This is a genomic window from Paucilactobacillus nenjiangensis, from assembly GCF_005405445.1.
Taxonomy (GTDB): domain Bacteria; phylum Bacillota; class Bacilli; order Lactobacillales; family Lactobacillaceae; genus Paucilactobacillus; species Paucilactobacillus nenjiangensis.
Genome location: NZ_BJEB01000032.1, coordinates 1 through 23,598, shown reverse-complemented (window position 1 = coordinate 23,598; position 23,598 = coordinate 1). Strand labels below are relative to the sequence as shown.

The following is a 23,598-nucleotide window of genomic DNA, read 5'->3' as shown; positions in this document are numbered from 1 at the left end:
ACCGACCAAAAATTCTATTAATTATAGAATTCTTGGTCGATTTTTCTATAGCTGGTTAGTTTTTTCCCAGCCACCTTATTTTTATACGCAAATATTAATCAGTAAACTAGTAACAAAAGTGCAACTTAACATTGTAAAGGCTTTCCAATTAATAGTTTGAGATTGTTTTCTAGCGAAGAATAGCTCGATTAACACAATTAACAAAATCACTAATAAAAGTTTAATTGAAACTGCTAGTGGAGCTAACGGTGTGAAATGGTAGCTAATTAGGACACGCCCAACTAATAGCGTCAGGTAGAGCACGCGACTAATTACCAGCCAGTTCTTTGTTTTTTTTAATGTCTTAGCCCTTAAACCAATAATTGCGGCAAGGAACAATAGTGTTAATAGCAGACAATTTAAAATTACTAATATCATAAATAACACCCCGTTTGATTAACCTTAGTCTATCACGAGTGGGGGATAGAAAGAAAATCTAAGCGATAATTTAAGAAAATCAGTAAAAAAATAATACAAAACCTTCTTGAAGATACCAAATCACACGAGTAAAATGTGTGAAGTTGTTTTCTTAAGTCAATGAAGGAGAAATATGAAAGATTTAACCAAAGGTAGCCCATTAAAGTTGATATTGTTTTTTACCTTTCCACTTTTTATTGGAAACCTCTTCCAACAACTATATAACTTTTCAGACATTCTGATTGTTGGACAAACTCTGGGAGTGAAATCATTAGCGGCAGTTGGGGCCACTGGTAGTTTAAATTATTTAATTATTGGATTATCGACAGGATTAACCACCGGGTTATCAATTGTAACGGCCACGCGATTTGGAGCGCGAGATTATCGTGGTGTTCGGCACAGTTTTGCTGCTGGATTGATTGTTAGTTTAATTTTTACATTAATTTTGACAGTGATCACATTGACGTTTATTGATCCAATCTTACACGTAATGGAAACTCCAACTGAAATTTATGCCCAAGCTAAACAGTTTATTATGGTCATTTTCATCGGTATTTTCGCCACAATGGCCTTTAACTTTTTAAGTAATGAAATTCGAGCACTTGGTGATTCCAAAACACCGCTGTGGTTTCTGATGATTGGGACCGTGATTAATGTCATTTTGGAATTATTATTTATTATTGTTTTTCACTGGGGTGTCAAAGGAGCCGCTTGGGCAACTGTTATTTCACAAATCATTTCCGGTGTCTTGTGTGTCATTTATATTTATCGAAGTTTCCCAATGTTGCAGTTGCACCGGGTAGATTTTGTAGATTGCACCAAAGAATTACGTACACAGCTCAAATTTGGACTACCAATGGCCTTTCAATCGTCAATTATTTCTGTTGGGTCAATGATTATGGCGGCAGCTTTAAATAGCTTAGGGACGACCTCAGTGGCAGCTACTACGTCAGCATCAAAAGTTGATCAGTTAGCAACTTTACCAATGATGTCATTTGGAATCACGATGGCCACCTTTGCTGCACAAAATTTTGGTGCTGAAGAATATGATCGAATTATTAAAGGCGTCAAGCAATCGCTGATTGCATCTATTTCATTTAGTATTGTCGTTGGATTCTTGATTATTTTAGGTGGCAAGTATGTGGTCATGCTATTTGTCGGGAGTGGGGAAACTGCCGTATTAAAACTCAGTCAAGTTTATTTTAATATTGTTGGCGTTTCTTATTGGTTATTGGCCATTTTATTTATCATCAGATACACATTACAAGGTTTAGGCAAAAGTGTAGTTCCGACATTAGCTGGGATTGCAGAGCTAGTGATGCGTGCATTTGCTGGGTTAGTGTTAACTGGAGCAATGGGATATGCGGGTGCATGTTTTGCTAATCCGTTGGCGTGGTTTGGCTCTATGGCGGTCCTCACAAGCTCATATCTACGCGCAATAAAACATTTGCATAACTTACAAAATATGAAAAATCAGCAGCAAAGTGAGTAAAACGGTTGATTAAGCTGCATATATTTGTTACCATTACTTGATTAAATTCATGGGGGTAAGAGTAATGGCTGAACCAGAAAATACAGAAGTAGAAGAAAAATTCAAGATAGGTATGATTGTTAAATGTACTAAGTTTGGTTCGATTGAACATGATTTCACGGGAGAAATCGAAAAGGTTTATGAGAATTCTGTTTTAGTAGCAATCAAAGAACATGATGCGGCCGACGATATGGCAATTAGTGAGTTAAATCAACGTGCAATCGTTCGTAAGAGTGAAATTGAAATTATTGAATAATTTCGTTCAATAAACGGTTGGATTATGCTATACTATTATTTGTTTCGTGCTAGCAATAGCCGTACCTTTGCGAATGTAGTTTAGTGGTAAAATCCAAGCTTCCCAAGCTTGTGTCGCGGGTCCGATTCCCGTCATTCGCTTGAATATGTATAAAAAGGACTAGAATTTTTAAAATTCTAGTCCTTTTTTGTTGCACTATATTTACCATGATAAATTGATTTTCTTAATCTTAGCAAGTTGAGTATTGGCTTTTAATAAAGGCATCTCTAAAATTACTGGTGCAATAGTTTCTACCGAAGTCGAAAAGTCTTAAAGTGCCTAACGTCGAATGGTAGCGTCAAGAATCTCAATTTTCTGCCAATTCGATAAAGAATTGGCAGTTTTTTTGCGTGCATGTATTTTATTAAGAAGATAATTGGTAAAATTAACGTATCTAATTAAACTAGAACGTATATAAATAATGAGATTGAATTTTTGGAGGCACAACTTAAATGAAATTATTACATACTGCAGATTGGCATATTGGTAAAGAACTTGGAGAATATTCTTTACTAGAAGAACAGTGGAATGCTTTTCATCAAATTGTTAACATTGCTGAAACTGAGCACGTCGATGGAATTATTATTGCCGGTGATTTATACGATAGAGCTATTGCTCCAACTTCCGCAGTTAATGCACTAGAGTCAATGTTACGTGAATTAAATTTGGAAAAACAATATCCAATTTATGCGGTATCAGGAAATCATGATGGCGCTACACGTTTAGGCGCAGGGCATGAATGGAGAGAGCAAACCAAACTATACTTAAATACCACACTAGCAGGAGCCTTTGAACCTATTGAAACTAATGAAGCTCAAATTTTTCTATTGCCATTTTTAGATCCCTTGGAAGCCAGAACTTATTACCAAATTTCTGAAGATGAAGCAGTAAATTATTCAACAATCGAACAAGTAATGGCTAAAATTATTCCAGATTTAGTGAATAATTTTGATAATGCAAAAAAACATATTTTAGTGACGCATTTTAATGTTACTGGTTCTGGCAACGAGGATTATAAATTTACATCTGAAACAAATTCTAGGGTTGGAGGTTTAAAAGGTGTTCCTGCGGCCTTATTTAACGATTTTGATTACGTTGCGCTGGGTCATATTCATCTAAAGCAAGCCAGTCCAAATGAAAAGATGCAGTATTCCGGCTCGCCAGTTAAATTTAATACAAAAGAGGCACAATCTGAAAAGGGTGTTTATATTGTGGATATCAGGGAAGAAGAAGTCTCGACTGAATGGAAGAGAATCACCACGGGTAAGGATTTAATTGTTTTGAAGGGGACCTATGAAGAGTTAATTACACCTAGTTTTTATGAACAGTACGATAGAGATGGTAAAAATTGGTTCAGCATTACGATTAATGGAATAGGTGCTCGTGATTCACGGGCCACTTTGAGTGGTATCTATGGAGATGTCGTTGAACTAAACTATAATTTACCAAAATTGATTAATAACGAGATTGATTTAGCCATTGATACTAAAGATCAGGCCGAAGAAGATGTCATTGCTGAATTTTATGAAAAAGTCACTGATAATCAATTGTCAAAACAGCAAGCAGCTATCGTTGAACAAACATTGACAGAAATTAAGCAATCGGAGGAGGACTAAAATGAGACCATTACAAATTGAACTATCAAACTTTGGTCCTTTTGAGCAAGCTGAAATCGATTTTAATCATTTTAGTGATGCCAACTTATTCCTTATTTCAGGTGATACTGGAGCCGGGAAAACAACCATTTTTGACGCCATGACTTATTCGTTGTTTGGTGACAAGGACATTGACCGTAGTGCAAAAGAAATGCGGAGTGAATTTGCTGACGGTGATGCGATCACCTCTGTTTCATTTTGGTTTGAGCACAATGGTAAATATTACAAAGTTACTAGAACACCCGAACAAGAAATCTTAAAAAAGAATCCAAAAAATGATCAAGATACAACTAAAAAAATTGCTACGGCCCAGTTCGCAGAAGTTAGTGATGATTTGAAACAAGAACTGACATCATTAGGAACTAAGCAACATGAAGTCAATGAGGCAGTTAGCGAACTATTACATTTGAATGCTATCCAATTTAGACAAATTATTATTTTGCCACAAAATCAATTTCGTAAATTCCTTGCTTCTGGCAGTGATGACAAAGAGGGCATTCTAAGGACTTTATTTGGAACGGAAATCTATCAAGAATTCACCACTCAACTGTCATTAAGACAAAAGTCTCAGGGCAATGCAATTGATCAAGATTTACTTGAATTGAATTCAATATTTAAAGGAGTGGATTGGGGAGAAACTGAATACCAAGAAGATTCCGCGGTTACTGATAAATTCGAGTTGCTGACAGGCCAAGTTAGTGAGGACCAAAAGGTGGCTAAAGAAGCCACTCTTCAATTGAAAGCGGCTGATAAGAATCGAAAAGAAGCTAATGAAAAACGTAGTCAAGCGGAGAAAGTTGACGGCTTGTTTAAGCAACAAGACCAAGCGAAAGAACAAGCAGATATCCTAGAGCAGAAAACGCCTGAAATAAAAAAATTGAGACAGCAAAAATCACGACTTGAATGGCTTGATAAGCAAAATAAGTCAGTAGATGAAGTGATTCGATTAGACAAAGTTAGCGATGAAATCAAAGATTTAAAAGCCACTCAAATTGATCAACAAAAACAGCTAACTTCGACGAAACAAAAATTGGCCAAACAAAAAGAAACGATGGAACATTCAAAACCAGAGTTTGATCAATATACTACCAGAGGAAAGTTAATTGAAATAAACCTACTACCAGCTGCTAAACAGCTGACAGAATATGTGCAAAATAAAAAGAACGCTGTAGAATTACAAGCGCAATTGGAAGAAAATTTAAAAAATCAAGTTAAAAACTTGGACCAACAGCAATTAAGTCAAGTTGAATTACAAGCTCAATTAGCTGAAATTACACAAACTGATACAGCCCAGTTACAGCTTAGTGAGATTAAAAGTCAATTTAGTTCAGTCCAGTTAATTGCGAATCAATTAGATGAAACACGTCAGAAACAAGCTAAAATGGAAGATCATTTAGAGCAACAGATGACTAATCAAAAGTTGGCAGATGAGAAGTATCAAGCTAGTTTTGCTGCATTTGAAACTGGTAAAACTAGACGACAGGAGCTGATGATTGATCTTTTAAAATCTGAATTAATTGAAGGCGAACCATGTGTGGTTTGTGGCGTTCCTTATGAAGGAAGTCAAAGCCAACATGAACACGTTGATCAAGCTGACATTCGCAAGCAAATGGATGAGGTTGATGATTTAGAAAAAGTTCAAGCCGATGATAAGCAAAAACTGGTGGTGATTGGCAGCCAATTAAGTCAAACTCACAAAGATAATGACGAGTTAAAAAAAGCAATCACTGCAATTAACCAACAATTGCAAGTTGCATATGCCCAATTTAAAAATATTTGGGAAGATACATATGCCACTCAGTTAGCGGACGAATATGAAGAAAAAAATATTGTTGAAGCATTTGAAAATCAAGCTAAGCTGATTGATTCAAATACTCAAAAACGGAATGATTTAAATTCAGAAATAGAAAAAGTCAAAGGACAAATCGAACAAATAACTAAGCAAATTGCAGGATTAAAAACAAATATTGCGGTACAAGTTAGTGCAGTTGCATCAAATCAGGAATCCGTTGATAAGATTAATCAGCAGTATCCTAAGTTAGACAGCACCGACTCATTAAACCAAGAATTAGAAGAGGCAAATCGGTTCATTACTCAGTTTAATCAGCAAACTGAAAAGTTCAAAACAGATGAAGCAAATTTTGAAGTTAATACAGCAAAATGGGATACAAATCAAACAACGTTGACAAAACGTGAAAAAGAGTATGAACAGCAGCGTCACACAAGCAATCAACAACTAGTCAAAATCCTCAAAGATGGTGAATTGGATACTTTTGAAGAATTAAAAGTTGAACTAGCATCTGTAGCAGAAGGAACGTTGACGAAAGTGATTTCGACAATCACTGAATACGAGACGCAATTAGCAGAAAACAAGAAACGATTATTAAATTTGCAAGATCAATTGCAAGAGCAAACGCGCCCCAAGCTAACTGTAGTTATTGATGAGGCTAAGAAACAAGATGAAATTTATGATCAAAAAAATGCACAATTAACGACGATTAAGGTTAAATTGGAAACGTTAGTTAAGTCAGAAAAAAGAGCGAGTGATTTGAACGAAAAAATTCAGCTTGCCCAAGCAGACAGTCAAGCTATTAATGATCTTCAAAATGCAGTTTCTGGAAGTAATAACGTTAAGCTGGGGCTGGAGCGATTTGTTCTTCGCAACTTTTTAAATGAAGTCTTACAGTTTGCCAATGAAAATTATATTGGCCAATTATCAGCAGGACGTTATCAATTTAGATTAAGTGATGAGTCCTCAGGTCGTTCTAATCGAAATGGCTTGAATATTGATGTCTTCGATGGCGAAACTAATACTTACCGTTCTTCAAATACGTTGTCAGGCGGCGAATCATTTATCGCGGCCTTGTCGATTGCGCTGTCATTAGCAGAAATAGTTCAGCAACATGCAGGTGGTGTTAGTATCGAAGCACTGTTTATCGATGAAGGGTTCGGTACGTTAGATTCGCAAACCTTAAGTCAAGCCATGGAAGCATTGAGCTCATTGGAATCAACTGGACGTTTAGTCGGAGTAATTTCTCATGTTGAGTCAATGAAACGTGAAATGTCGCAGCAAATCTTAATCAACAAGCAAGGAGATGGCCGAAGCGTGGTAAAATATCAGGAATTATAATACTAATTAGTCAAAAATAGTACCTTAAAAAAAGGTACCTGAGGTCTAATTAGGCTATTCTTAATTGCCACCACCTTATTTCGCAGACTTTGTTATTTTGCATATACTTCCGTCCATTGCTGAATGAATTTACGGCACTTTTCAATTTCAAGATAAACATTGTGAGTCCGCTCAATGACATAGAATTTCCGTAAATAATCTGATCCTAAGTCTTGATAAGGCACGTCGATAACCGCACGTTTAGATAATATGGAGCAACCAAAACCAGAATTGATTAACTTGGCAATGATGGCATTATTTTGAATTTCCATCATCGGTTCATGTATATTATTCTCTTCTAAATAGCGATTCATATAATAGTACACACCTGAAGTACTCTCCCGCACAAGCCATGGACCAGCAGTTGGATTACCAGCCAGAACTAGTTGATCGTTTAACAATGGATAGCGTTCGACGTTTTTTGCGGATAATGGCTTTTCAATCATCCCCAAATCAATCGTATGCTGCTCTAATGCATTAATCACCTCAAGTGAATTTAACATTTGAACGCTGAAATTTAATTGTGGAAACTGTTGATTCAAGGCCACAATTAAGTCTGGCAAAATGTACAGTGCAAAAGTATGAGATGCGCCGATTTTAATCGTTACTAAGTTGTGTTCGGCATCTTGAATTTCTTGGTATAAATGTTTCCACTCGTCTAAAAGGTCAATCGATTTTTCGTATAAAATATCTGCTGGTGGGGTGGCGATAATTTCCTTGCGACCTTGACGGATAAATAAGTCTGTTTTTAAATCGTGCTCGAGTTGTTTAATTTGGGCCGAGACGGTTGGCTGAGAAATAAAAAGTAATTCTGCTGCTTTGGAAAAATTACGGGTTTCATATACGATTCGAAATGTTTCAATTAATTTATTCATTATCTTACCTTCTATTACTATTTTCTATCGTAACTATTATATCAATTAATTAAAACTATTGAAAATTTAACGTATAATAGTTTTCGTAAGAGAGGATGGGGCAGAGATGAATAAAATATTTAATTATGATACGTGGAACGAAATCCGCGAAGTTTTACCGGGGTTAATTTTATCGGTGATTGTGGCAATTATTTCTAAAGTGTTGGCAATTTGGTTACCACAACTGGGTGGCGCAACCATTGCGATTTTATTAGGAATTGTCCTAGGTAACCTGTACTTTAAACAAGGCTTCTTAGCGAAGGGGACGAAATTCTCCGAAAGTCGTTTACTAGAATACTCGGTGGTCTTACTTGGATTTACCGTGACGTTCCAAACCTTAGGTGAGGTGGGCATTAATGGAGTTGCCTATATTATCTTGATGATGTGTACGGTGATTTTTACCGCTTATACAGTGGGGAAAAAATTAGGCTTTAGTGAACAGATGTCACTGATGATGGCCGGTGGGAATGCAGTCTGTGGTTCCTCGGCGATTGGTGCAATTGCCCCCGTTATCCATGCAAAGGAAGATGAAAAGGGTCAGATCATCACTTTGGTTAACTTGCAAGGAACGGTGATGATGCTGACGTTACCATTCTTAGGGATTGCGTTGTTTGGCAGTGATTTACTTAGTAAGAGTGCCTTGCTTGGTGGAACGCTACAATCAGTTGGGCAAGTGGTTGCTGGTGCGAGTTTAGTTAATACTGAAACCGTCCAATATGCGATGCTTTTTAAAATTACACGGATTATCTTTTTAGTCTTTGTGGTGTATTTCTTTGGACGCAAAGTTCGGAAGCAAACGCCAGACACTGAACAAACCGGGAAACAAAAGAAATTCTTTATTCCTTGGTACGTACTGGCCTTTCTTGTGTTCTGTATTTTAAACAGTTTTGTAGATTTACCCAGCGTTTTTGACAATGCAGCGCACGGTATCAGTACCTGGTTTGAAACCACGGCTTTAGCTGCGATTGGCTTACGGTTAGATTTCCGCCGTTTCATTAAAGAAGGACCTAAATTCTTACTTTATGGCCTATCAGTTGGCGTTGTTCAAACAGTCGCTGCACTATTATTCATTACCATTTTGCATATTTAAACAATCGAATCTCAGACGACCTAGTCTGGGATTTTTTCTATGCCTTGGAGGCATGCATTCAAGATGAATAAGTATTGGATTCGTGCATATGTTGGTTTTATAATAATGCTCATACAAAAGAAAATGAACTCTAAACGCGAGTGGTTAATTCGTGAAAATTCAAACTTTTAGAAGTATAATGAGCACCATGATATGGAGGTGTATAAAATGACGAAATTAACAGACACTTTTGAACTAAATAACGGTACTAAAATTCCTAAGGTTGGGTTTGGTACTTGGCAGATTCCAGCAGGGAAAGCTCGACAAGCGGTTTTAGATGCTTTGTCGGTTGGATATCGACATGTTGATACTGCGCTAGTTTATGGTAATGAAAAACAAGTTGGACAAGGTATTCGTGATTCAGGGATTCCTCGTGATCAATTATTTGTGACTTCCAAGTTACCAGCTGAATCGAAGAGTTATGAGGATGCCTTACGCGACTTCGAAACTACCTTTAATAATTTAAATATTGAGTACTTGGACTTATATCTGATCCATGCGCCAGAACCATGGCGTGAAAATGGCGCTAATTATGATGCTGAAAACCAAGATGTTTGGCGTGCAATGGAAGAAATCTATCACTCAGGACGTGTGAAAGCGATTGGAGTATCTAATTTCCGAGTGCATGATTTACAAAATATTTTAGAAGTTGCCTCAGTGAAGCCTGCGATTGACCAGATTCAGTATTACGTTGGTTATAATCAACCAAAAGTCTCAGCCTTTGGTAAACAAGAAAATATTTTAATTGAAGCATATTCACCCTTGGCCACAGGTGGTTTATTAGGCAAGCCGGTGTTAACTAAAATGGCAGCCAACTACCACGTGACACTTCCACAATTGGCGATTCAATTTGTGATTCAAAATGGAGTTTTACCACTTCCTAAAGCAACGAGTAAGGAACATATTGAGAGCAACAGTCAACTTGATTTTGAAATTTCAGCAGCCGATATGGTGCAACTCAATGCAATCCAAGATACTGATGCTCGTTATCATTTTATGTAGACGAAAGGAAATACAATGAAAACATTAATTTTAGGTGCTGCCGGTCAAATCTCACGGATGTTAGAGGATGACTTATTAGAACAAACTGATTCGGAATTACTTTTGTATGGACGCAATGTTTCCTCACGTTTATCCGGGATTAATAGTGATCGAGTGACATTGATTGACGGTGATTATTCAGAATTAGACAAAATTAAAGCTGCGTTAGCAGGCGTTGATTTTGTTTACGTCAACACTGTTCCCCGAGATGTGCAATTTGTACGTGACTTGGTCAAGTTAATTGAAGACAATGGTCAGGCACGTTTAATTCAGGCTAACATTCCTGATTTATATGAAGAAGTCAGTGGGCCATTTACGAAATGGTATCGCCAAATGACTGGTGACCGGATTTGGGAGGGACCACGTCGTCAAGCTGCAGATGTCGTTGAAGCAAGTAAGCTTGACTATGTCATTTTACGGATTACCTGGTTGTACAACCAAGATGGCAATACTAATGTGCATGTTTCACAAAAAGGTGAACCTTTAGTAGAATCACAAGTTACTCGCCAGGCGGTCGCTCAGTTTATTACTGATTTAATTACTGGCAAGGCCGATTATCACAAGGCCAGTGTGGGTCTTGGTGAACCTGACACTGCTTGGGCAAAACCATCATTTTATTAATTCAATATGTACAAAGGGTCTGTGACAAAATTTACGTTTTGTATCACAGCCCTTTTTTTTACGAACATTTTTTAGAATTGGTTTCATAAGTCAACTCTTTACGTTTAATCACAAATGATGAACGGTTCTAAGTTCAAATCACCCATCATTCGAAATTGCCATTGGAACTTGGCGAACTTTGCCGTAGTTCAATGGACGTCGTAGCTATCCTCAAGAGCTGAACGACTTATGTCACATTACTTTTCCTATTTTAAATATTGATCCAGGTGATTCAACACAGCGGTCCGTTTGGCTGAACTTAAATGTTCAGCAGTAAAGTTATGCCATTTGACGTGAGTAAGGTTTAACTTGCGGAAAGTACCACGGTATAAGGCTTTCATGACGGGATTACCAAAAACTAACCGATATAATATTTTTGGGGTGCCCATCACAGTAAAGACGTGAATCACTGGATTTTTTCTAAAATAAACCGTTTGGGTTTGCGAGTGACTTGACCTTTGGCGAGTACTTTATCCAAAAATCCTTTTGTCATGGCAGGCATCAGTTCCCACCAAATTGGAAAGACAAAGATGATTTCGTCAGCGGCACGTAATCGTTGTAAATAATCGAATGATTGTTGGTCAACAAATTTGTTAGTACGCCAGGCACGTAAGTCATCGGCGTGCATCACGGGATCAAAGTGGTCCGCATGTAAGTCAATCACATCAACTTGATGTCCTTGGGCAGTGAGTGTATCAATTGCTGATTGAGCAATAGCCGAAGTAAAGCTTCGATTGTGTGGTTCATTGTGACCGCCAGCTAATGTGTAGGGGTGATCTAAGATTATTACATAATTCATTTTTAAATTCCTTCTTTCAATTATTAATTCCGTGGAATATAATATTACTAACAAATTAATTTGTCAATTTACATTCCAAGGAATTTATTATGAAAAAAGGAAATCAGATTCAAACTCAGCTTGAAATTTTAAAAGCCACAGATGTAGAAACTCATTTGTTAGCAGTGATTGGACGGACACCAACCGTTAGTATCCATCTACAGGCGCTTGTCGATGAAATTAGTGTTAATGATATCCATGTGATTCGAGCAATTGGTCAACTTGATAAACCAAAAATCGGTGAGGTAGTCGCTGAGATTGAATTAACCCAAGGTGCCGTGTCGAAGATAATCAAACGGTTAGAAAGATTTAGTTTGATTGAAAAATATCATCTGGCAGATAATAAGAAGGATACTTATTTACAATTAACTGATGATGGGCGAGAAGTATTTGAATTACATCAAGAATATCATCAGAAACTACACCAAAAATTAAACCAATTGGCAGATAAATATTCGTCAGCTGAGCAAGCGATTATCTTACAATTTTTGACCGAATATAATCAAATTCACGGTGAATAACTGATGACTTTACCAATTAGCTTGATATGACGTCAAACGGTATTTTTTAATGCTATTTCATTTTAATATATCGTCCGATGCCTGATTATTCTAAAAGCTTAAAAATCACTGATCATGTATTATCCACTTTTTTATAAATTGTATAACTTTTCATTACAGTATGACTGTTTCCTTTACGATACTTATTCTGATTGTTACAATTCGAAATGAATGAACAAAAGTTAGGGAAGGTCACGCAGAAAATGGTTACGATTTTATTAGTTGAGGATGAGGCAAGTCTCAGTGGCTACCTAAAAAATGAATTACAATTTGAAAATTATGAAGTTTTAATCGCCAATGATGGTGAGGAGGCCTTGCAACAATTTCAAGCCAATCAAGATCAGATTAATTTAATTTTACTTGATTGGATGTTGCCCAAAATTGATGGTCTAGGTGTCATGCGGCGAGTTTTGAAGATTAAACAAGTTCCAATTATCATGATGACCGCTCGAGATTACATTGGTGATAAGGTCGCTGGTTTAGATAACGGGGCGGAAGATTACATCACGAAACCCTTTGAGATTGAAGAATTACTCGCCCGTATTCGGGTGATTTTACGTCGTGAAGAACAAAATCACAAGACCGCGCCAGATCATTTTCAAATTGGCAAATTCGTTTTGGATGTTAAAGCCAAAGCGTTGTATTTTGGTGCAGAAATTATTAAACTAACGCCACGTGAATACGATCTTTTAGTCGTTTTACTTAAAAATGAAAATCAAGTGATGACCCGGGACGAATTATTGGATTTGGTGTGGGGGGTCAATTTTGAGGGTGATCCCAATATTGTTGATGTTTACATTCGTTATTTACGCCAAAAAATTAAACATGATGAATCGCTGATTCAAACGGTGAGAGGAATCGGGTATATTTTAAAAGTTGATGAAAATAAAAATGAAGCGTAGAAGTAGTGCCTCGCAAATGACTTTGGATTACGGTATTATGCTGATTATTATTACGATCATAACCAGTTTTGCCGTGATGGCAGTCGTGGGTTCGATGTTTGTCGTCAATACGCGTAGTAACAGTGATCAATTAATCGGTTCCTTGAGTAATTCAGTCGTCGACGGTCAATTTGATTGGAAATATTGGAAAGCCAATAACGACGTGGATACACGGAATACTTTTATTGCCGTGACCACGAAAGATAACAATAAAGTGGTCAAAAAACAATACTCGGAAAACGCTGAAGAATTTTTGTACAAATCATTTCGGAGTTGGCCGGTTTTAAAGAATGTGCAGGTTCGTGAGAATCAAGGAATTTATTATCACGCTGATCGTGTCGTCCACTTTACCAGTGATAGTGGCCAGCCACGTCAAATTAAATATCAAATCTGGATTAGTTTGAATCGAGTGATTAATCTCTTTAAAAAATTATTTATCGTAATTTTGTCGATTAATTTATTTAGTTTTGTGCTTGGGTTAATCGTTATTTCAAAATTAGCCAATAAATTAACGCGACCGTTAAAATCGCTGGTTAGCGAGACTAAACAAATTATTAATTCACCAACTGCGATGTATCAATCGAACTTAACCGTAGCTGATAATCCAAAAGAAGTGCACGATTTAACGATTGAATTTAATAAATTATTAAATGAACTCAATGAAAATATTAAACGTGATCGCCAGTTTATTTCTGATGCGTCGCATGAATTGCGGACACCAATTGCTGGCATTAAAGGCAATGTGAAATTAATTCAGCGCCGAGCCGACGAGCATCCTGAAGTAGTGCCAGAATCCTTGAATTATATCGAAGCAGAATCTGATAAAATGCAAAACTTAGTGGAAAGCTTGTTGGCTTTATCAAAAGTCGATAAAGTTGAATTGAGTTTTATTGGCGTGGATGTGTTAGCTACCATTAATGAAACGGCGGGGGTGATGCGTCGCCAAATTGACCAAACGATTCAAGTATCGGGAGTTGAAACGTCCAGAGTGGTCACGAATAAGAATAGCTTGCAACAAATTTTGGTGACTTTACTTGATAATGCTCAAAAATATTCTCCCAAGGATTCGATTATTGAGATAAATCAAATCGAAACAGACAGCGAAATCCAAATCAGTGTCGCGGACCAAGGCATTGGAATGAGTGAAGAAGATAAGCAACATATTTTTGATCGCTTTTATCGTGGCGAAGCGGCCCGTAACGCAAAGATTGAAGGCACCGGCCTAGGACTTGCGATTACGGCACGGATGGCGGAATTAATCTACGCCAAATTGACGGTGACGAATAACCAACCAAACGGGACTAAATTTATCTTAACGATTCCTAAACACATTTCTGAGAAATTCTAATCTTTTACTCAGCAAACATATATGGCACCCTACAATGGCAATGTTTATAGTACAGCTATAGACATAAAGCTTTGTAGGGTGTCTTTTTTATGAGGTGAAAACAATGCACATTTTGGAACGAATGAAACAAAACCCGATTGTCTGGTTCTTACTCAAGTCAGTCTTTTATTTCTTAATTATGATGGTGCTGATTTACATGTATGGGTATAGCGGAGTCAATAATTCAGGATTTATCTATAACGAATTTTAACGTGGGGGAATGAACAATGAATTTAATACAACAAATTGATCAATTCGCAAGTAAACATCCAGATAAAGTTGTTTATGATTACTTGGGCAAAACGAATACGTATGGTCAATTACACAATCTATCGAATCAATTAGCAGAAAAAATTCAGTCACTTGGACTAACGACTGGCTCACCAATCATCGTGTATGGTGGGCAAACGTTTGACATGCTGGTAGCGTTTTTGGCCAGTGTTAAGACAGGGCACGCGTATATTCCAGTTGACCGGCATTCACCGGATGAACGGATTAAACAAATCGCTGAGATTGCGCACCCTGAGTTAATTATTGAAGTCGAAGGAGCAACTCCTGAAATTAATCAGTTGCAAAAAATCACAGAATCACAATTACAAGAAATATTGGTACAAAACACTAATTTGGTGGCTAACCCAACTCAATTTGTGGATGGGGATGACACCTTTTATATCATCTTTACTTCCGGTACCACCGGTAATCCAAAGGGAGTCCAGATTAGTCATGACAATTTACAAAGCTTCACTAGTTGGATGCTCAGTGATTTTGGTATCAAACCAGGAGCCACGATGCTTTCTCAAACGCCATATTCATTTGATTTATCGGTGATGGATTTGTATCCAACATTATTACTAGGTGGCACCTTACAAGTTTTACCCAGAGCCCAAACTGAGGATTTCAAAAGCTTATTTCAAAGTTTATCTGACTTAACAGTTGATGTATGGGTTTCAACCCCGTCTTTTGTCGAAATGGCTTTATTAGATCGTAATTTTAACGGTCAAGTCCATCCAGAACTCACAACTTTCCTATTTTGTGGTGAAGAATTGACCAATGACGTGGCCAGTAAATTAAAATCGCGCTTTCCTGAAGCACACATCTTTAATACTTATGGCCCAACCGAGGCCACTGTTGCCGTGACCGCCATTGAAATTACGGACGAGGTCTTAAGTGAGTATCAACGCTTACCAATTGGCTATCTTAAAAGTGACACGTTAGGCTGGATTGAATTTGAACAAGGCAATCAACAAACCGGTGAAATTATTTTGAGTGGCCCTTCTGTATCAAAAGGGTACATTAATGATCCAGTTAAAACGAAACAGGCCTTTGTTTTAGACCAGCAAGCTACGTATCGGACTGGTGACTTAGGTTACCGTGCAGAAGATGGCATGATGTTTTACGTTGGACGGAAAGATTTTCAAATTAAAATGCATGGTTATCGAATTGAATTGGAAGAAGTTAATCATTATCTGAATTTAAACGAAAATATCAGCCGGGCTGTGGCGGTCCCAGTCACTGATAAGTCCGGTAAAGTGGCTTCATTGTCTGCGTATGTGGAATTAAATTTGGCTAGCTTACTCTATCGCGATTTTGAATCCGGAGGGCTCAATTTAAAAATTACTAATGAACTGAAACGGGAATTAGAACAACAAATGATGTCCTACATGATTCCTCAGAAATTTATTTACGTCGATACTTTGCCAATGACCATGAACGGCAAAATCGATATTAAAGCATTGATGAGGGAGGTTGAATAGTTTGATTAATATACAACCATATGAGAGTCCCGAGTATTTTGTTTTAATTCTCGGTTTACTGTTACCGATTATCATTGGTCTCTTTTATGGCAAACGATTGGTAAATTATGAGACTCTTTTTTCACTGGTATTTTTAGTGCTAACTTTCGGTGGCGATAAATGGCAACAAGGAGTGGCTTTGATAGGGTACGTCTTGTTTGAACTACTGGTGATCTTTAGTTACTCCAAGTATCGATCCAAGCAAAATCAAACTTCGGTATTTGTCGTAGCGGTTCTGCTGGCGATTGCACCGTTAGTAGTGGTGAAATTGACGCCGTTATTTTCAACAAATTCTTCCATCATCGGATTCTTAGGAATCAGCTACCTGACCTTTAAAACGGTTCAGATGGTGATGGAAATGCGTGATGGGGCGATTAAGGAATTTGAACCGGTATTATTTGTCAGATTCTTACTGTTTTTCCCAACCATCTCTTCTGGGCCAATTGATCGGTTTAGAAGATTTAAAAAGGATTATCAGACTGCACCAGACCGCGAGAAATATCTCTGTATGATTGATAAGGCAGTCAAATATCTGTTTTTAGGCTTTTTATACAAGTTTATTCTTGGGTATTTCTTCGGTAAAATTTTACTACCAATCGTGTCGCATGCAGCGTTAGCACATAAAATGGCGTTCTTTCACACCGGCTTATCGTGGCCATTAGTGGAATATATGTACACCTATAGTATGTATTTATTCTTTGACTTCGCCGGATATAGTTTGTTTGCAATTGCGATTAGCTACTTAATGGGGATTGAAAGTCCAATGAACTTTAATCAACCATTCAAATCGCATAACGTCAAAGATTTTTGGAATCGTTGGCACATGTCACTCTCGTTTTGGTTCCGTGACTATGTCTTTATGCGTTTCACATTTTTCTTAATGAAACACAAACTAATCAAAAATAAATTGCGGATTTCGCAAGTCGCTTACTTAGCCAATTTCTTGATTATGGGATTTTGGCATGGTGTGACCTGGTATTACGTGTTGTATGGGGCCTTCCATGCTGTTGCCATTATCATCAACGATTATTGGCTACGTTTCAAAAAGACTCACAACGTCCCACACAATCGATGGACGGAAGGACTGGCGATTTTCACCACCTTCAACGTTGTCTGCTTCAGTTTTCTCATCTTCTCAGGGTTCTTGAACACCCTCTGGTTTAAATAAATAAAAAAGGAAGTTATTCAAATGAATGTAAACGAAATTGTTTTAGATATATTAAATGGCATCACCGAAACAGATTTTAGCAAGGATATGGACGAAGATATTTTCACCTCTGGCCTAGTCGACTCAATGGCAACGGTGGAATTACTACTGGAGTTACAAGAAAAGTTTGGGATTGATGTGCCAATTTCAGAATTCAATCGAGATGACTGGAATACCGCTAATAAAATTATTCAAAGGGTGGAATCATTACAATGAGTGTAAAAAAGAAGCTTTGGAATATTTTTGGACCAATTATTACCGCTGGTCTGCTGGTGTTCATAGCTTTTTTTGCAGCTAATCAATTTGTCAGCGTAAATAAAGCAACTGAAAAGCGAGCGGCGGTTTCCTTATCATCAAATGTGTATAAAGGTAGTGTGATTAAATCTGCTGCGTTAAAAGATGGTTATGTCCCATTCTTTGGTTCATCTGAATTATCAAGAATGGATCCATTTCATCCAGCTTCAATGGCCCAAAAGTATCATCGCAATTATCGGCCATTTTTGTTGGGGAATCCAGGGACTCAATCGTTATCACATTTAATGCAAATGCAAGGTATGAAGTCACAAATTAAGAACAAAAAAGTAGTGTTCATCATTTCACCACAATGGTTTACGAAACAAGGTCAAGTTCCACAGGCCTATAATTTTTACAATTCACCAATTGGCACAATTAAATGGATTAAGAGTGCAACAAACAGTTCCATGACGCGTTACACGGCGAAACGAATTCTTGCTATGAATGTGAGTGGTAATTCTGGTGCAATTCATCAATCATTGGAAAATTTAGCGGACGGTAAAAAAGTAACGGCGATGCAAAAAATGCAGTTAAACATGAGCGAATCAGGGTTAACCGCAGAAGATAAATTATTCTCTGCGTTTGTGTCAGGCAAAAATGAAGCCAAGATTAGTCGTGATCAAGCTAAATTGCCAAAACAGTACGATTTTAACAAATTAACGAACACGGCCAATCATTTGGCAGCCCAACAGTCTAATGATAATCCATTTGGCATCAGTAACTCATTTTTCAAAAAACGGTTAGCCAAAGGCCATAAGTTAGAAAAATTAGAGGGTTCGCAGACAGAAATTAATTATTTGCAGTCTCCAGAGTATGCTGATTTTGAATTAATCTTAGCGCAATTTGCCAAATGGCACGTGGATCCAATTTTTGTCATCACACCCGTAAACCAAAAATGGGTTCAATATACTGGCTTATCTGATGAAATGTACCAAAAATCTGATCAGAAAATCAAATATCAATTGAGTTCTCAAGGCTTCAATCACGTGGTTGATTTGAGTGCTGATGGTGGGAAAAAATATTTCATGGAAGATACGATTCATTTAGGCTGGAACGGTTGGTTAGCGATGAATCAAAAAGTAGCTCCATTTTTGGAACAGAAACAAGCTCAACCAAAGTATCAAATTCAGAGCAGATTCATCTCAAACCAGTGGCAGCAAGCAGAATAGTCGGTGAATAAGATGGCTAAACATGTTAAAAAATATTTGATAGTTTTACTGTCAGTAATAGTCGTTAATGTTCCAGTGGTTTCAGTCGAAGCAGCGACTAATTCTCAAAAAATTCAACGAATCACTGATCAACAATTTATTGGGACATTGGCAATTTATCGAAATGGGAAATTAGCGGAACACGTGAGTGAAGGTTACGCGAATGAACCAAATCGGATTAAAAATCAGTTAAATACGATGTATGAGATTGATTCGATTCAAAAATTAATTACTGGTGTGCTAATTATGCAACAAGTCGAAAAACACCATTTGAAATTAACAGACACACTAGATCGGTACTTTCCCAGTGCTAAAGGTGGCAGCCACATCACGATTCGACAAATGCTTAATATGACATCAGGCTTGTCGATGAAAGAGTCGGATATGTTCAATTTTTTGACGGATGATAATGGCATTATCCGGCACGACATTTCTGTCATGACCTATAACCAGGCTAATCAAGGCAAATGGGATTATCAACCAGTCAACTTTGTGCTCCTTGCCGGAATTTTGGAAAAAGTTTCCCACCAAACTTATCACCATTTGGTGCATCAACAAATCATTCAAAGATTCAAATTAAAGCACACTAAATTTGCTTATGAATTGCCGAATTCATGGAATAAAACAATCGGTTATCAAGTTCCTAAAAATGAAACTGGGATTTCATATGGACAACCATATGCTCGGAGTAAAGCGTTGGAACGAGATGAATTAGGGACTGGGCAATTGTATATGAGTGTGGGTGACTTGTATCATGTGGTACATGGCATCATGCGTGGACAGGTCATCAAGAATAAAAATGTGCCAATATTATATTCGAAGGGTTCACTCAGCGGTTATGGTGGAGGCTTGTATAATCGTTCTGGTCGGTATAAAAGCAACGGGGCGGGTTATGGCTTTGAAAGTACGATTCGCATTAGTAAAGATGGCCAAGATGCGGTCATCATTTTAAGCAACTATGAGTTTCCGAAGATGTCGATTAGTACGTTAGGTGATAAAATTGATCAAGAAATTTTGAAATGATTGGGGATGACGTGATGGATGGGGGAAGATACGTTAGGTTAAGTCGTAAGATCATGGCGGCGGATTTTGTTCAACGATTACAGCAAACTTTCCGACTATTAAATCAGCAAATTTTAGTAGCTAGTGTTATTTCAGTGATTAATTTTGTTGTACTAGATAGCCATGGATTTTTGAAGGAAATTTTCGGGATAAACAAATGGTTGCCATTTTATTCTGCCATTCATGTGGCAACTAATAGCTTGGCGATGATAATCTGTACCATTTTGGTAATTTCAGTCGCGTATTCGATGGGGTCCAAAGAAAACGTTGAAAATTCATTAGCCGGCTATATTAGTGGAATTATGACGATCATTTTTCTCTTTCCGGGAGATGTAATGACCGGTAAAATCAACCAAAATATCTTGCTGAATGGCTACAATGCGATTAATTTACGTAATTTGTTAATTGCCGCCATCGTGGGTTACTTGGTCGGCCGAATGTATGAGCAGTTCTTGCAATCACTAACCTGGCAATTAGCTTGGCGGGTTGGCGTTACTCTGTTAATTCTACTGGTATTATTTATCATGACCAGAAATGATTGGACTGAATTATTGATTGGCGAATTGTACGGCCTAATTGACGGAATGCAAAATTGGAGTATTATCGCCATTCCAATCTTAGCAATGCTTAATTGTGTGATGTTAATTTTTGGAGTAGATTCGTTATTGCCCATGTCGGGGGCTGAATTTGGTCCTGCCGCAACCAAAAATTTGAACTATGTATTGGAAGGGCACAGTGTGTATTCAGTGCCAGCACCAATCAATATTCATGCACTATTTGATACGTATGCGACGCAAGGTGGAATTGGGATGTTGTTACCGTTGGTGATTGCAGTCTGGATTATTAACCGTCACCGGCACGATATTCGTAATTTAAAATGGACGACGATTCCGACTTTGTTTAATCTAAACGCACCATTACTGACGAATTATCCAATCCTATTTAATCTCATTTTGTTGGTACCAATGATGATTTCCTCGGCAGTTACCAGTTTAATTCCTGGGATTTTAATTTTGTTAGGTTGGTTACCGAGTTCGGTTTATCCAGTCTCACTTTCCGCGCCAGGGCTATTACAAGGTTATTTTAGTACGAATGGAAATTGGTTAGCCCTTTGTGTTGGACTGTTTAACTTGGTGATTTCAGTACTCATCTACATGCCATTTATCAAAATTTCAGATCAGGAATTGCAGGTGAGTCGCCATGAAATTTAAAAAAATTATGTTTGGCTGGCTGGTCTTGGTGGGGTTTGTGGCGATGGCAGGATTTGGCATTAGTCAGCAAAATGCCAATGTGAAACTGATGCGTGCCAAAGTACCGTCAGCAATCGATCCGATTATCTTGGTACCCGGAAGCTCTGCCGATGAAAATCGGTTTGATTCATTAATCCAATCGTTAGATTCGAAAAATGAAACGCACAGTTTGCTGAAGGTGCGTGTGAATAAAGATGATTCGCTCCATTATTCGGGTCGAATTCGGCAAAGTGACAAGCGACCATATATTGTCGTGGGTTTTCAAAATAATCAAGATGGTTATGAAAATATCAAAAAGCAGGCAAAATGGTTTAGTATTGCTTATACGGCGTTATCGAAACGATATCACTTCAATCAGTTTTCGGGGATTGGACACTCCAATGGTGGCTTAGTTTTGACCATCTTTTTGGAAAAGTATATGACGTCGACTAGCTCGATTGATAAGCTGATGACGATTGGGACCCCATTTAATTTGGAAAATACTTCAAGTGAAAAAACAACGATGCTGAAAGACTTGATTGCAGATCGTAAAAAAATTCCAAAGACATTGAAAATGTATTCAGTGGCGGGGACCCAGTCGTATGCAGGGGATGGAATTGTCCCATTTTCCAGTGTCGACAGTGGTAAGTACATTTATCAAAATCAAGCCAATCTTTACACGGAAATGATTGTGACAGGGACTGATTCCGCACATTCAGATTTACCAGAAAATAAGCAAACGATTAGTTTAATTAGACGTTTTATGTTGAAACCAGGCAATTTAAACAATCGATAAGCCGGTAACTTGAAAATGGGTCCCAATATGTTAGACTAATTAGACAGATAAAAAACGACATTGCCACCGGGCAATTAACACCATGTTTCACTCCAGTAGGTCTTAGAAGGAGTGAGATTTGGTGTTTTTCTTTTGTCTGAGATAGTAATGTAAATAGAATGTAGAAAAATTATGAGTTGGACATATTTAATTATTGCTGGAATATTTGAAACGATTTGGGCAACCTTTATGAAGTTAAGCCATGGATTTACGAATTTAAATTACACAATTTTGACGATTGTGGGGATGATTGTCAGTTTCTATTGCTTGGCCAAAGCTACCGCAACGTTGCCATTAAGCCTGGCTTACCCAATTTGGACCGGTATTGGTGCTGTAGGAACGGTGATTATTGGTGTAATTTTATTTGGTGACAAAGTTAATCCGTTAACCTGGGTATTCGTTGGCTTGTTACTGATTGGAATTGTCGGAATTAAAGTGACATCATAGACAATTCGAATTGTTATCTATTTTAGGCCAATCAGAATATACTCAAGGTAGTGAATTGAAACTACTCGAGGGGGATTCTGATATGGAAATTGAAAAAGATATAATTTATGATGCAGCTAATCGTTTAACGACCGACATTTATTATCCAACTACTAATACGGCACGTGGTGCAGTGATTGACATTCATGGTGGTGGCTGGTTTCGTGGTGATAAAAGTAAGGACGCGGATTTAGGGCAAAAGTTTGCTGAACTTGGCTATTTAACATTTGTACCTAACTATCGCTTTACACCGAATGCGTATTATCCTGCGCCTTTAGTTGATATGGATACCTTGTACCAATGGATTAAGAAATCAGATTATCAATTTGATCATGATAATATTGCTGCTTTTGGGTCATCAGCTGGTGGTAATATGTCAGTGGAAATGGCCATTAAATATGGTATTCCAGCAATTTCTTGGTCAGGTATTTTAGATATCGATAACTGGCTGGCTAGACACCAAGACGTAGTACCAAAGCAAGATCAAACGCAAAACTTTAATGGTGCAAGTGCTGAAATTAATCAATCTGTTAAAGATGATAGTTTCTATAAATGGTTTGTGACTAATTACTTTAATGGTCGGACAGATCAATTTGTAGAAGCCACACCATACCACCGCGTTAATCAAAAAACAGGGCCAATTTTCTTGGCTAACTCCTTAGACGAGTTCGTGCCAAACACAGGCGTTTTGAAAATGTCCGATAAATTGGCGGCTAACCAAATTGTGCACGCTGTCCGGTTTGTGGCTGGTACAAAACATGCTAAGGGTTATTTTTTGATGAAGCAGCCTTGTTCTTGAGCAAGTGGTTTTAACAATTGAAGAAATAGAAAAAAAGTGGCTGGGAAAAAACTAATTCCAGACTATAAAAAATAAAGGGACTTTGGAAAAACACTCCAAAGTCCCTTTA

General features: G+C 37.6%; 22 protein-coding genes, 1 tRNA gene and 1 pseudogene. 21 read left to right on the top strand and 3 right to left on the bottom strand.

Annotated elements, in window-relative coordinates; all coding sequences use genetic code 11:
* Positions 1-81: 81 nt before the first annotated feature.
* Positions 82-417: a DUF1516 family protein gene (locus FFM59_RS10400; protein WP_137602139.1), complete on the bottom strand. Its 336-nt coding sequence runs from the start codon at positions 415-417 to the stop codon at positions 82-84.
* A gap of 172 nt (positions 418-589) precedes the next feature.
* Between FFM59_RS10400 and FFM59_RS05965 the strand changes: the two genes are divergently transcribed.
* The 5 genes from FFM59_RS05965 (at position 590) to FFM59_RS05945 (ending at position 7,067) form a co-directional block, all read left to right on the top strand.
* Positions 590-1,948, top strand: a complete 1,359-nt coding sequence (locus tag FFM59_RS05965) for an MATE family efflux transporter (protein ID WP_137602138.1) — start codon at positions 590-592, stop codon at positions 1,946-1,948.
* 64 nt (positions 1,949-2,012) lie between these two features.
* Positions 2,013-2,243: a DUF2187 domain-containing protein gene (locus FFM59_RS05960; protein ID WP_225420306.1), complete on the top strand. Its 231-nt coding sequence runs from the start codon at positions 2,013-2,015 to the stop codon at positions 2,241-2,243.
* A gap of 69 nt (positions 2,244-2,312) precedes the next feature.
* A tRNA-Gly gene (locus tag FFM59_RS05955) sits at positions 2,313-2,383 on the top strand.
* Positions 2,384-2,734: 351 nt separating this feature from the next.
* The gene (locus tag FFM59_RS05950) at positions 2,735-3,898 is read left to right on the top strand and encodes an exonuclease SbcCD subunit D (RefSeq protein WP_137602137.1); all 1,164 of its coding nucleotides are present in this window, start codon (positions 2,735-2,737) and stop codon (positions 3,896-3,898) included.
* A 1-nt stretch (position 3,899) separates the two neighbouring features.
* Positions 3,900-7,067, top strand: a complete 3,168-nt coding sequence (locus FFM59_RS05945; protein WP_137602136.1) for an AAA family ATPase — start codon at positions 3,900-3,902, stop codon at positions 7,065-7,067.
* Between the two features lie 92 nt (positions 7,068-7,159).
* On the opposite strand, the gene FFM59_RS05940 is transcribed toward FFM59_RS05945, so the two are convergent.
* Positions 7,160-7,981 carry a LysR substrate-binding domain-containing protein gene (locus FFM59_RS05940; protein WP_137602135.1) on the bottom strand — a complete coding sequence of 274 codons (822 nt, stop codon included), beginning with the start codon at positions 7,979-7,981 and terminating at the stop codon, positions 7,160-7,162.
* Positions 7,982-8,087: 106 nt separating this feature from the next.
* Here FFM59_RS05940 and FFM59_RS05935 point away from each other — a divergent pair, with 106 nt between their 5' ends.
* From FFM59_RS05935 to FFM59_RS05925, 3 genes are all read left to right on the top strand, one after another.
* Complete coding sequence (locus FFM59_RS05935) at positions 8,088-9,110, top strand: YeiH family protein (protein WP_137602134.1); 1,023 nt, start codon at positions 8,088-8,090, stop codon at positions 9,108-9,110.
* Between the two features lie 207 nt (positions 9,111-9,317).
* Positions 9,318-10,151 (top strand): aldo/keto reductase, encoded by an 834-nt coding sequence (locus FFM59_RS05930; RefSeq protein ID WP_137602133.1) that lies wholly within the window; start codon positions 9,318-9,320, stop codon positions 10,149-10,151.
* Positions 10,152-10,166: 15 nt separating this feature from the next.
* Positions 10,167-10,811 carry an NAD(P)H-binding protein gene (locus FFM59_RS05925; RefSeq protein ID WP_137602132.1) on the top strand — a complete coding sequence of 215 codons (645 nt, stop codon included), beginning with the start codon at positions 10,167-10,169 and terminating at the stop codon, positions 10,809-10,811.
* A gap of 245 nt (positions 10,812-11,056) precedes the next feature.
* Here FFM59_RS05925 and FFM59_RS05920 read toward each other — a convergent pair.
* A pseudogene (locus FFM59_RS05920) lies at positions 11,057-11,649 on the bottom strand (NAD(P)H-dependent oxidoreductase).
* 89 nt (positions 11,650-11,738) lie between these two features.
* Between FFM59_RS05920 and FFM59_RS05915 the strand changes: the two are divergent.
* The 13 genes from FFM59_RS05915 to FFM59_RS05855 all read left to right on the top strand — a co-directional run bounded on the left by FFM59_RS05915 (position 11,739) and on the right by FFM59_RS05855 (position 23,489).
* Positions 11,739-12,209, top strand: coding sequence for a MarR family transcriptional regulator (locus FFM59_RS05915; RefSeq protein WP_137602131.1), 471 nt, complete (start codon positions 11,739-11,741; stop codon positions 12,207-12,209).
* A gap of 242 nt (positions 12,210-12,451) precedes the next feature.
* Complete coding sequence (locus tag FFM59_RS05910) at positions 12,452-13,150, top strand: response regulator transcription factor (protein WP_137602140.1); 699 nt, start codon at positions 12,452-12,454, stop codon at positions 13,148-13,150.
* Entirely contained in the window at positions 13,140-14,537 is a 1,398-nt protein-coding gene (locus FFM59_RS05905) for a sensor histidine kinase (protein WP_170175948.1), read from the top strand. The genes FFM59_RS05910 and FFM59_RS05905 overlap by 11 nt, the downstream gene beginning before the upstream one ends.
* Positions 14,538-14,658: 121 nt before the next feature.
* Positions 14,659-14,787: a teichoic acid D-Ala incorporation-associated protein DltX gene (locus FFM59_RS05900; protein WP_371858083.1), complete on the top strand. Its 129-nt coding sequence runs from the start codon at positions 14,659-14,661 to the stop codon at positions 14,785-14,787.
* Between the two features lie 16 nt (positions 14,788-14,803).
* A complete protein-coding gene (gene dltA, locus FFM59_RS05895) occupies positions 14,804-16,330 on the top strand; it encodes a D-alanine--poly(phosphoribitol) ligase subunit DltA (protein WP_137602128.1) in 1,527 nt (508 codons plus the stop codon).
* 1 nt (position 16,331) lies between these two features.
* A complete protein-coding gene (gene dltB, locus FFM59_RS05890) occupies positions 16,332-17,537 on the top strand; it encodes a D-alanyl-lipoteichoic acid biosynthesis protein DltB (RefSeq protein WP_137602127.1) in 1,206 nt (401 codons plus the stop codon).
* Between the two features lie 21 nt (positions 17,538-17,558).
* A complete protein-coding gene (gene dltC / locus FFM59_RS05885) occupies positions 17,559-17,792 on the top strand; it encodes a D-alanine--poly(phosphoribitol) ligase subunit DltC (protein ID WP_137602126.1) in 234 nt (77 codons plus the stop codon).
* On the top strand, positions 17,789-19,039 hold the full coding sequence (gene dltD / locus FFM59_RS05880; protein ID WP_137602125.1) for a D-alanyl-lipoteichoic acid biosynthesis protein DltD: 1,251 nt from the start codon (positions 17,789-17,791) through the stop codon (positions 19,037-19,039). Before dltC ends, dltD begins: the two co-directional genes overlap by 4 nt.
* Positions 19,040-19,051: 12 nt before the next feature.
* Complete coding sequence (locus tag FFM59_RS05875; protein WP_137602124.1) at positions 19,052-20,101, top strand: serine hydrolase domain-containing protein; 1,050 nt, start codon at positions 19,052-19,054, stop codon at positions 20,099-20,101.
* Positions 20,102-20,115: 14 nt separating this feature from the next.
* Entirely contained in the window at positions 20,116-21,351 is a 1,236-nt protein-coding gene (locus tag FFM59_RS05870; RefSeq protein ID WP_137602123.1) for a PTS sugar transporter subunit IIC, read from the top strand.
* Positions 21,341-22,165 carry an alpha/beta hydrolase gene (locus FFM59_RS05865; protein ID WP_137602122.1) on the top strand — a complete coding sequence of 275 codons (825 nt, stop codon included), beginning with the start codon at positions 21,341-21,343 and terminating at the stop codon, positions 22,163-22,165. The genes FFM59_RS05870 and FFM59_RS05865 overlap by 11 nt, the downstream gene beginning before the upstream one ends.
* A 171-nt stretch (positions 22,166-22,336) precedes the next feature.
* Positions 22,337-22,651: a DMT family transporter gene (locus FFM59_RS05860; RefSeq protein ID WP_137602121.1), complete on the top strand. Its 315-nt coding sequence runs from the start codon at positions 22,337-22,339 to the stop codon at positions 22,649-22,651.
* Between the two features lie 82 nt (positions 22,652-22,733).
* Positions 22,734-23,489 (top strand): alpha/beta hydrolase, encoded by a 756-nt coding sequence (locus FFM59_RS05855; protein ID WP_137602120.1) that lies wholly within the window; start codon positions 22,734-22,736, stop codon positions 23,487-23,489.
* Positions 23,490-23,598: the final 109 nt, after the last annotated feature.

Coding starts and splice junctions, on each gene's coding strand:
- FFM59_RS10400 (WP_137602139.1), bottom strand. CDS start 417: ATGATATTAGTAATTTTAAATTGTCTGCTATTAACACTATTGTTCCTT.
- FFM59_RS05965 (WP_137602138.1), top strand. CDS start 590: ATGAAAGATTTAACCAAAGGTAGCCCATTAAAGTTGATATTGTTTTTT.
- FFM59_RS05960 (WP_225420306.1), top strand. CDS start 2,013: ATGGCTGAACCAGAAAATACAGAAGTAGAAGAAAAATTCAAGATAGGT.
- FFM59_RS05950 (WP_137602137.1), top strand. CDS start 2,735: ATGAAATTATTACATACTGCAGATTGGCATATTGGTAAAGAACTTGGA.
- FFM59_RS05945 (WP_137602136.1), top strand. CDS start 3,900: ATGAGACCATTACAAATTGAACTATCAAACTTTGGTCCTTTTGAGCAA.
- FFM59_RS05940 (WP_137602135.1), bottom strand. CDS start 7,981: ATGAATAAATTAATTGAAACATTTCGAATCGTATATGAAACCCGTAAT.
- FFM59_RS05935 (WP_137602134.1), top strand. CDS start 8,088: ATGAATAAAATATTTAATTATGATACGTGGAACGAAATCCGCGAAGTT.
- FFM59_RS05930 (WP_137602133.1), top strand. CDS start 9,318: ATGACGAAATTAACAGACACTTTTGAACTAAATAACGGTACTAAAATT.
- FFM59_RS05925 (WP_137602132.1), top strand. CDS start 10,167: ATGAAAACATTAATTTTAGGTGCTGCCGGTCAAATCTCACGGATGTTA.
- FFM59_RS05915 (WP_137602131.1), top strand. CDS start 11,739: ATGAAAAAAGGAAATCAGATTCAAACTCAGCTTGAAATTTTAAAAGCC.
- FFM59_RS05910 (WP_137602140.1), top strand. CDS start 12,452: ATGGTTACGATTTTATTAGTTGAGGATGAGGCAAGTCTCAGTGGCTAC.
- FFM59_RS05905 (WP_170175948.1), top strand. CDS start 13,140: ATGAAGCGTAGAAGTAGTGCCTCGCAAATGACTTTGGATTACGGTATT.
- FFM59_RS05900 (WP_371858083.1), top strand. CDS start 14,659: ATGAAACAAAACCCGATTGTCTGGTTCTTACTCAAGTCAGTCTTTTAT.
- dltA (WP_137602128.1), top strand. CDS start 14,804: ATGAATTTAATACAACAAATTGATCAATTCGCAAGTAAACATCCAGAT.
- dltC (WP_137602126.1), top strand. CDS start 17,559: ATGAATGTAAACGAAATTGTTTTAGATATATTAAATGGCATCACCGAA.
- dltD (WP_137602125.1), top strand. CDS start 17,789: ATGAGTGTAAAAAAGAAGCTTTGGAATATTTTTGGACCAATTATTACC.
- FFM59_RS05875 (WP_137602124.1), top strand. CDS start 19,052: ATGGCTAAACATGTTAAAAAATATTTGATAGTTTTACTGTCAGTAATA.
- FFM59_RS05870 (WP_137602123.1), top strand. CDS start 20,116: ATGGATGGGGGAAGATACGTTAGGTTAAGTCGTAAGATCATGGCGGCG.
- FFM59_RS05865 (WP_137602122.1), top strand. CDS start 21,341: ATGAAATTTAAAAAAATTATGTTTGGCTGGCTGGTCTTGGTGGGGTTT.
- FFM59_RS05860 (WP_137602121.1), top strand. CDS start 22,337: ATGAGTTGGACATATTTAATTATTGCTGGAATATTTGAAACGATTTGG.
- FFM59_RS05855 (WP_137602120.1), top strand. CDS start 22,734: ATGGAAATTGAAAAAGATATAATTTATGATGCAGCTAATCGTTTAACG.